At 59.8% G+C, this 8,745-nt stretch carries 8 protein-coding genes and 3 pseudogenes; 3 read left to right on the top strand and 8 right to left on the bottom strand.

Features of this window, described 5'->3' with window-relative positions:
* From EOA33_RS15085 to EOA33_RS15070, 4 genes are all read right to left on the bottom strand, one after another.
* On the bottom strand, positions 1 to 855 hold an 855-nt coding region (locus EOA33_RS15085), incomplete at its 3' end, for a glycosyltransferase family 2 protein (RefSeq protein WP_145989152.1).
* Positions 856 to 1,480: 625 nt separating this feature from the next.
* Positions 1,481 to 2,362, bottom strand: a complete 882-nt coding sequence (locus EOA33_RS15080) for a DUF3618 domain-containing protein (RefSeq protein WP_127405969.1) — start codon at positions 2,360 to 2,362, stop codon at positions 1,481 to 1,483.
* Positions 2,359 to 2,754: a phage holin family protein gene (locus EOA33_RS15075; RefSeq protein ID WP_126056291.1), complete on the bottom strand. Its 396-nt coding sequence runs from the start codon at positions 2,752 to 2,754 to the stop codon at positions 2,359 to 2,361. Before EOA33_RS15075 ends, EOA33_RS15080 begins: the two co-directional genes overlap by 4 nt.
* The gene (locus EOA33_RS15070) at positions 2,751 to 3,371 is read right to left on the bottom strand and encodes a hypothetical protein (RefSeq protein ID WP_189375211.1); all 621 of its coding nucleotides are present in this window, start codon (positions 3,369 to 3,371) and stop codon (positions 2,751 to 2,753) included. The genes EOA33_RS15075 and EOA33_RS15070 overlap by 4 nt, the downstream gene beginning before the upstream one ends.
* A gap of 470 nt (positions 3,372 to 3,841) precedes the next feature.
* Here EOA33_RS15070 and EOA33_RS15060 point away from each other — a divergent pair, with 470 nt between their 5' ends.
* Entirely contained in the window at positions 3,842 to 4,150 is a 309-nt protein-coding gene (locus tag EOA33_RS15060; protein ID WP_245482339.1) for a low affinity iron permease family protein, read from the top strand.
* A gap of 189 nt (positions 4,151 to 4,339) precedes the next feature.
* Positions 4,340 to 4,633 (top strand): hypothetical protein, encoded by a 294-nt coding sequence (locus tag EOA33_RS15055; protein WP_127405968.1) that lies wholly within the window; start codon positions 4,340 to 4,342, stop codon positions 4,631 to 4,633.
* A gap of 20 nt (positions 4,634 to 4,653) precedes the next feature.
* On the opposite strand, the pseudogene EOA33_RS15050 reads toward EOA33_RS15055, so the two are convergent.
* A pseudogene (locus EOA33_RS15050) lies at positions 4,654 to 5,524 on the bottom strand (hypothetical protein).
* A gap of 313 nt (positions 5,525 to 5,837) precedes the next feature.
* Here EOA33_RS15050 and EOA33_RS40475 point away from each other — a divergent pair.
* Positions 5,838 to 6,268, top strand: a pseudogene (locus tag EOA33_RS40475) (exodeoxyribonuclease III); the annotation flags it as partial.
* Between the two features lie 139 nt (positions 6,269 to 6,407).
* Here the strand turns inward: EOA33_RS40475 and EOA33_RS15040 are convergent.
* The 3 genes and pseudogenes from EOA33_RS15040 to EOA33_RS15030 all read right to left on the bottom strand — a co-directional run.
* On the bottom strand, positions 6,408 to 7,925 hold the full coding sequence (locus tag EOA33_RS15040; protein ID WP_127405967.1) for an FAD-dependent oxidoreductase: 1,518 nt from the start codon (positions 7,923 to 7,925) through the stop codon (positions 6,408 to 6,410).
* Positions 7,926 to 7,928: 3 nt separating this feature from the next.
* The gene (locus EOA33_RS15035; protein WP_126056296.1) at positions 7,929 to 8,243 is read right to left on the bottom strand and encodes a hypothetical protein; all 315 of its coding nucleotides are present in this window, start codon (positions 8,241 to 8,243) and stop codon (positions 7,929 to 7,931) included.
* Between the two features lie 61 nt (positions 8,244 to 8,304).
* Positions 8,305 to 8,745, bottom strand: a pseudogene (locus tag EOA33_RS15030) (Ku protein); the annotation flags it as partial.

The raw sequence follows: 8,745 nt of genomic DNA, 5'->3' as shown, positions 1-8,745 counted from the left end.
GCCGCAGAGCAGCGACACTAACACCACGGTCGAAGTCCAGCCGGCTATGACGCCCGCCTGAAAGAGCCAGGCAAAGGTAGCGTAAGCCCCGAACAACACGGCAAGGGCTGAAATGGCCAATCCCGCCCAAAGCGCCAGACGCAGCGGTTTCTCCGAGAAGCCGATGATGCCGTGGAGCGCGAGATGCAGCATCTTCCAGAACGGGTATTTGGTCTCGCCCAGCGTGCGCGCCGGTCGCTCGAAGGGGACCGCCGCCTGTTTGAAGCCCATCCAGCCGAACATGCCCCTGACGAAGCGGTCGTGCTCCGGCATGCATTTGAAGGTCTCCAGCGCCTTGCGGCCGACCAGGCGGAAGTCGCCGACATCGCGCGGAATGTCGACCGGGGTCATCTTCTCCAGCAGGCGGTAGAAGAGGCTCGCTGACAAACGCTTGAACCAGGATTCACCCTGTCGTCTGGTGCGCCTTGCATAGACGATCTCGAAGCCTTCCTTCCACTTCGCCACCAAGTCGAGAACTACTTCCGGGGGATCTTGCAGATCGGCATCCATGACGATGACGGCCTCGCCCGCCGCCGCCTCCATGCCGGCCGTGATGGCGATCTGGTGTCCGAAGTTGCGGGAAAACTCGATCAGCCGGAAGCTCGGCTCGGCGGCGACCACGCGCCGAAGGTATTTCACGCTTCCGTCGAGGCTTCCATCGTCGACGAAGATGACCTCGGTCTCTGCGTCCAGTTGATCCACCAGCAGGTTAATTCTCTCGACCAGCCGGGGCAGCACCTCTTCCTCATTGTAGATCGGCAGCACTAATGAGTAGCGCGGGCACTGCACGTTCACGCGCGTCCGAATGCCCTGCATCACAGCGTCTCGCATGCGGTTGAAAATGGAACACTCGCCACAAAGTTCCAAAGGTCTATCAGAAATCGCTAATTTGCCGACCTTCCGGGATCAGCCAATGATTTCAACCGGCCAGCCGGCCCTCGCAGTGCTCGACCGCTCGGAAGATCGCCTCGTAAACACTGCCAATTTCCTCATGTATTTCGTGGATCGGAACGCCCTCGATAAAGGCGGCCGAGCGGGGTCTGTCCCTAGTTCAAGCCAACTAGTTTCAAAAGGCCAAGGAACGCCTGATGCGCCAAACCAGCTGAACCGTCAGCTAAACTATGGCTCAGCCGCTGTCTAAAGCTTGACCGCCGGTTCCCGTCCCCAAAGACGATCCGGCAGGATTGATCGGCGGATCAAACCTCGGCCTGCGTTCTCGCATTTCAACGTGCTTCAGCTTCGTTGGAAGGCGCGAAATACTCGTCATTCCGCTCCTAGGCCTCAGCTTGGCGCGGCTCGTCGAACCGAATATTTACGCGGTCGCAAGCGCCCTGAACACTGCGCGCGCCATGGAGACGTTGGAGGGTCTGAACCCGACGAGGCCGGCAATGGTTTCCCATCGACCGGCCATATGCCCTTCCCCGCGCAACCCGCTCGTTGTCTATGGTTTGTCGGCCTCCGACAAGCGCTCGCGAACTGCTTCCTCGGTGTTGTCGGCTGTCGATCTCACCACCTTGCCGAGTTTGCTCATCACCGTGCCAGACGAACCATCGGAGCTCTGTCGGGCAGCCTCCTCCTTGATTGCGCCATAAGCCTCGGCCGCAACCTCCTTCGCCTGTTCGACGCCTTGATCGAGAACCTTCTCCGCATTGTCGCGAAGTTTCTGGCTGTAGCCGCCAAGCACCTCGTCTTCCGTATCCGTGTGTGGCAGCATTGCGCCGATAGCAGTTCCCACCACCAGGCCGACCGCGGCGACGGCCAGCGGTTCGCTCTGCAAGAGATCCTGCATCGGCCGCCCCATCCGCACCGCGCCGGACCTCACTCCAGCGGCCGTGCCTGACAGTGTGTCTCTGGCGTCGTTTGCAATACCGGAAACGGCGTCGGCTACACCGCTCGCGGTGGAAACAATTGAGTGTGTGACGCCGGAAAGTTGGGAAGTTTGTTCTGTCGTGCTCGGTCGGGAATCAGCTCCCTGGCTCGCTTGCCAATCATGGTCAGATTCGGCGTTCCGACTACCGCGCTCGCGAGCAGCCGAACTGCCAGAACCGAGAAGATCACTTAGGTCATCGGCCGATGGACCCTTACCGAACATCAGCCAGGCCAAGCCGGCACCGACCATGGTAACCGGCAGCGGGTTGTCTCGGACCTGTGTCCTGAGGTTATCGAGCATCGAGGAGAAATCGCCTCCCGCAAACGTTCCGGTGAACTCATCGATCAATTGACCCGGGGTCATCTTGTGGCGGATCGAATCCGCCGTGTCCGTTAATTTTGCGCGCGCGATGTCAGCATCGCGTTCGAGCTCGGCTGCAGATTTGTCGTTCATCTCAACTGTTCCTTGATCACGCGCGCGTCGCGCTTGAGTTGGTCTTGAGTGCGGTCGGGAGTCAGTTCGGAAACCGTCATGCCAGCCATGCCGTTGCGCAAAAGAGTGACGCCAAGCAGGGCGACGATGACGCCGACCAGCAGTGAAGACCATCCCGCGCCCAGCCCTGCGCTCGCCAAAGCGATCACCAGAGCCTGCAGCAGCACCAGCAAGGCGGCCAGGAGGCAGATCGCGCCTCCCAGAATCTCGACAGCGCCGGCGCCAGCCTTGCTTGCCTTCTCCGAAATTTCGGCCCGCAACAGCCTGCCCTCAGCCTGCAACAAGGTTGTCACTTGCTGCGCGAGCTCGCTGACGAGCGTGGCCAAGCTTCGGGTGTCGTGAGCGTTGCTCATGGTTTCTCCTCCAGGTTGGGACGCCAATCGTGGGCCTGCGTGGTGCGGGAGGGTTGGTCAGATTGGTCTCCGGAGCCAGCCGCAGCCGAGTGGTGCGAACGCGAGTTGGAATCGCCGGACAGTCTTCCATCCGAAGCCGTGCGGCGAGACGGCGGCGAGCTTTTGATGAAACGCCCAAGAGCCACGCCGGCCAGCACAGAACCGGCTAGCAACGCACCCGAATTTTCGCGGCCGAACGATTGGATTTCGCCAAGCACATCCTTGAACGGCCTGTCTTTCAAGGATGTGGAGAGACGTTCCAGTCCGCCAGCGGCATCGAGCGCGAACTTCGATGCGGCCTGCTGTTTGTTATTGGCCAGATGGTCGCTCGCCGCGCGCAGCGCTCCACCAAGGGACTTCAAGTCGGCACAGATGTCGCGCTGCGCATCTTCCGCCTTCTCGTAAAGAGCCTGCTTCGCCTCCGAACCGTAGTCGCCGGCCATTCGGGTGAGTTCGTCGCGAGCGTCGTGCAATATCTCGCTGGCGCCCTGCGTTTCTTGCTTGAGCCTGTCGGTTAATTCGCCTTTGGCTGTTTCGAAATCGGCCGTCACACGGCCATGATTGTCTTCGCCCCGCATGGGTGCCTCCTAGTGGAATCCGAGGAAGGATAGGATCGCAAGCACGACGACGATCAGGCCGATTAGATAAATGACACCGTTCATGACGCATCCTCCTACATGCAATACGAACCTCGACGACGGCATCATGTTCCACCGAGGCTCAATCTTTCTCGATCGGTAATCGTCGTTGAGAGCTGGGTAGTTGAAGGCGGGCTGGGCCCCAGAAAAATCAGTGTTGCAAGGCCTTGATCGAAAGCTGGAAGGCATCGCAAGGCGGGAAGGCAGCGTCTCGTTCAAGAATCCAGAAGAGCTGTCAGAGAAATTGTGGGGGAGCCAACTCCGGTGCGACAAACCTATAGCGATAGAAATCTTGCCGCCGCCTGGTCGACATATGCGAATGAATAGCTTGGACTGATCTCCGAGACACGAGGCCTCGCTGGAACATGCGTCAAAGTCGAAAGTTCTTGCTGATGGCAAATCACCCAAACATGAGCGTGCTAACCTCGATCGGCAACTTGACCTCACGTCCCGCAGCCTTCCTGGTGTTGTTGGCTTATTCCATTCTTTGGATGGTTTTCGACCGGCAAAGTTTGAATTGGCATGGGGCGGCTACCCTCGTCACCTGGGCCATGACGCTGTTCATCCAGCGAGCAGAGCATCGCGACACACAGGCAATCCATGCGAAGCTGGCTGAAATGTTGCGATCAAATAACTCGGCTTCGAACATCACCCGAATTGAAGATCAGGAACCTGAGGAAATCGAAAAGCATCGCGTCCGCAAACAGCAGGGAGATTGACGTGCGGCCTTCTGGTCTCGCGGCAGTGCTGGCAGGCGGAAAACCGCGCGGGTTCGATCGAGGGTTCGCACGCTTGCTGAAGTGTCTGAGCTATGTGGGCGTTGCGATGATCGCTATTTGGTTGGTGGCGGATCACCTTCCTGGAACGCTACGCCGTCCTAAGCATTGCATGGGAACAGGAGATGTCCCATGCCCACTTTCCGCTTCGAGACGGTCCAACTCGGCAAGACCAAGATAGTCGAGGAGGAGCTCTCCAGCGCCGATCTGGCCAGCCCGAGAGCGCTGGAAATGGCTCACGCCGCCCTCGTGGCCGAGGACCCCGCCGGCGCTGCCCAATCGGGCTCGAGCATCAAGGTCTACGATGAGGCAGGCTATCTGGTGGCGACCGTCAATTTTTCCGATGTAGTGCGTGATATTCCTGGACTGCGCTCCTCCAGCAGTAAGGCACCTGGCGAAGAGCCCGGTGTCATGCGTTCGGGTTGAGCAATTCGAAGAACCAAGAGTCAGCGAACCCTGCTGAGCTCGCGACTGTGTTTTCTGCGCTCCATGCTGCGGGCGTTTTGACGAGCAACTCTTAGTTCGGGAAGTGTCGGCTGCCACCAGCCCCTTGAACGTTCGTGCGCTCCTGGCGGACTGCGTGCGGGCCATGTCCTGACCAGTTCGGACAGCGTGGCCGAACGCCACCTGCCCCAGATGTAGTCGGCGTTTGCGCACGCCGCGTTTGGATAGGAGGCCGTCAAATCACGCGCCTCGACGAGTTCGCCGGACACTTCGTTAAAAACGACAATGCCATATTGTTCTGTCGCAACCGGCTTGCCCACAGGCGGTAAATGTTCAGCTGGCAGTGGATAGCGACGACGCCGGCGTTCGGCATTCCGCAGTCGAGCGACCTTGTCACCTTCAGAGTTTGGCAGCGTCTCGTCGTCGCTTCCTTTCTTCGGGTTCGGCCTGTTGGGCAGCCTTTTCGATTCTGGGCCAACGGCGTCGTAGCTCCTCAAAAGAACGGAACGGCACTCGCCAGGCTCGCAATTCCTCGTCCCAACTTGCCCAGGGAACTGTTCGCAGTTCCTCGAAAACCGTCTTCGAATACGGCGTTCGAATACGGAGGTCGTCGGACACCTCCAGGTATGGGCTTGATATTGGATCAAAGGCGAAGGCGTCGCGTCCTTTGCTGTCGCCGTGAATGGCCAGCATTGCTGCCTCTTTTGCCAGCCAACGGTCGATCTGGCCGGTGGCTGTCTTTCCGGGGACGAACCAGCTCTTGCGCTCGTCGCTCCACCTCGCTCGCGGAAAAGGCTGTCGGAACCGCTCGACGGCCATCCTGTCGAAGGGAAAGCGCGCTTCGGCACCGGGAGTTTGCGGCTCTTGTGGCATGGGACTAGCGTCCGATTTTTGACCTCATGCGGGGGGACGGTTCCATGCATTGAACGCTGGCCGAGCCAGTAGGTTCACGAACTTCAAACGATCCTGCGGCACTCGAGGACAAGTGTAGCCGCACGTATGCATGCTCTGCGAAGCGCGGTGAAACCTTCCCCACATTCGGCGGTTAACTCCGAAGCCCATGCCGAGACGCGATGAAACGGGGACAGCGCCCACGCGGCCGAGAAAACCTCGTTCTCGTCCGCTGAAAGGCGCGGACGCAGAGGTGAAACATATCGTGGGCTGAGGGAAGGAGCCGGCGGAACGTCGACGCGGCCTGCCTGGCGATCCTGACGATACTCACAGCCGCTATATCGAGGCCGAGGTGGATGGGCTTGTCGTTGGCTGCCTCTATTTGCCCAACGGCAACCCAGCGCCGGGCCCAAAGTTCGACTACAAGCTTCGGTGGTTCAACCGCCTGGCCAGCTACGCGCGGCTGTTGTCGTCCCAACTGCGATCGATGCGGCGGTGCCGAGACGATGGCTAGGCGACGCCGTCTACTTTCCGGAAAGTCGGCAGGCCTACGCCAACATGCTTGAGTGCGGTTGGCTCGATGCCATCCGGCGCATCCATCCCGAGAAGGGCATCTGCACCTACTGGAACTTTTCCTTCAGGGGTGGTTTCGATAGAAGCTCAGGCCTCCGGATGGACCATCTTCTCATCAGCCCTTCGCTTTCGAAGGCTACGTGACGCCGGCGTCGATGCTGAGTTGCGCGGTGGGAAAAGCCAAGCGATCATGCACCAGCTTGGGTCCAACTCGATTGATAACGGCGGCACGCCGACAGCAAGGATGACCTAGCTTTGGCAAAGCGGCACAGACGCAGCCGCGCAGGCGGTGCTAGCTCAGCCCTCGGATCGCTGGTCCGTTGAGCACCGCGCCATCCGGCGCGAATTGGGAGCCGTGGCACGGACAATCCCAGCACTGCTCGGTAGAATTCCAGTGCACGATACAGCCGAGATGGCTGCAGCTTGCTGAATGCGTGTGCAGCTTGCCGTCGCGGTCGCGGCACACGGCGAGCTTGCTCAGGCCGTCGTGAATAACGCCCCCTTCCCCGGACTTGAGGTCCTCGGCCGACTTGACTTGTCCGGGCAGCAGATATTCGGCAAAGTTCTTCACCGCCGTGAGGTTCTCGCTGAGATAGTTCGCAAAGGCCGCGGGCGGCGTCCTGTCGGGCGCATAGACGGCTTCCCAAGAATTCGAGCCCTTGACGACCAGGTCCCTGATCAACAGCCCGGCCAACGCTCCGTGCGTTATGCCCTGACCGGAATCTCCGGTGGCGACGAAGACGTTTTTGCTTCCGGGGCTCCTGCCGATGAAGCCGCAATAGTCAATCGTGTCGAGGACCTGACCAGACCATCTCGCCGTTTCACCGCCTAGATCGGGGACCAACGCCCTGATCCAGGCTTCGAGGGCGGCGAAGCGTGCATCGCCGTCATCCGCTTCGCCTGATTTGTGATCACGACCCCCGACTATGAGATAGTTGGTTTTGCCGGAGCCAGGATTGAGACGGACATAATAGTAAGGGTGGTCCATGTCCCAGTAGAGTGCGTCCGAAAGAAGTCGCTTGGTGATCTCGAAGGCCATCGCATAGGTGCGGTAGGGCGCCATCTTGCTGTGGATCTTGACCCAGGTGTTGATCGGGGAATTCGTAGCAAACACCGCGTTGGAGGCCGTGATGGCGCCTCGCTCACATTTCAGGCGAACCTGATCGCCTTCCTCGATGTCGGTGACGGCGCTGTTGGCGAATGTCCTGCCGCCACGCTTCTCGAAATCCGCCAGGATAGCGCGAAGATATTTCAGCGGGTGGAAGGTGGCTTGATTGGGATAGCGCAAGACGGGCGCGGATTCATGGCCGTTGAGCGGAACCCCCTTGCTGCGCTCCACGATAGCGCCGACCTTGATCGCGGCGGCATACTCTTTGTCACATTGTTTGGCGGCTTCTTCATCATCCATCCACGCGGCCGGGAAAAGAAACCCATCCAGCCGCCGAAAATCGCAGTCGATCGCCAGGTTGCCGACAAGCTCTTCGATGCGGTCGACGGCGGCTTGCTGACTTTCCTGAAATCCGCGCGCCAGCTCTTCGCCGCGCATCTCCACCAGTGCCCCCAGGCCGTCGTCGCAGACGGGCGCCAAATGGGCGGTCGTGCGAGAGGTCATGCCGCCGAGCAAGGGGCCGCGATCCACGAGCACAACGTTGCGACCGGCCAGGACGAGCTCATAGGCGATCGAAACCCCTGCGATACCGGCGCCAACCACGGCCACGTCGCAGTGCTCGTCCTGTTGCAAGCGAGGAGCGGTAGGGAACTTGGTGTCAAGCATCCAAACGGATTTGGTCGCCTCGCCGCTGACGTTCATGACTCACTCTTTGACGTAAGCGCCTGGTCGGCGACCTGCCTTGGGCGCCTTTGCATCTTTCGAATGTTCCGAGATGGCAGGACCGGCTCCAGACGTCTTTTCTGTTGCTGGACTCGGGGTCGCCTCTTTCCCTGGATTCTGGCGGGCGGACCGTTGGGGGCTGTCTTCCCCTTGACCGGCTGGCCTCGTCAGGCCGATCCCGCTCGGCGGCTTCTTGTTGCCCGCCGCATCTTGCGAGAAATCATCCGACGGGTCGGCGTCTTTCATTGCCGGATATTTTGTGGCACCCGTTTCGCGACGGTTTTCATCGCCTGTCATAGCTCAGTGCTCCTGAGATGAGGATCATGAGGATCAACCCGCTGATCAGCGGCAAGTTCCCTTATGCCGACTTGCGGGTTACCTTTGATTTGGGACCTGCTTTGATGCCTTCCTTGGCAAGGCTCTTGCGCAGCACCGACGCGAGGTCGACGACGTTCTCTTTAGGCCTTGGTGCCGGTTTCGGCGGCTTCTTGCCCTTGCGCTTTGCGTCGATCATTGCAACGAGCGCATCCTCGTAGGTGTCCTCGAATTTCGATGGATCGAATTTGGTCACCTTCTTGTCGATCAGCAGGCCGGCGATCTCGAGCAGGTCCTGATCATATTTAGGACTCTTCAGATCGTCGAAGACGGTCTTTTCCGGGATCATTTCGTCATGGGTGCGCAGCTCTGTAAGCAGCATGCCTTTGCCGAAGGGTTGAATCACCACTTCCCGCCCGCGCTGGTAAAGCACCACACAGGATCTGGCCGCTACGCGCTTTTTTGCCATGGCTTCTCGCAGCAC

Source organism: Mesorhizobium sp. M4A.F.Ca.ET.050.02.1.1 (genome assembly GCF_003997725.1).
In the GTDB taxonomy this organism is placed as follows: domain Bacteria; phylum Pseudomonadota; class Alphaproteobacteria; order Rhizobiales; family Rhizobiaceae; genus Mesorhizobium.
This window is presented reverse-complemented; position numbering and strand designations above follow the sequence as displayed.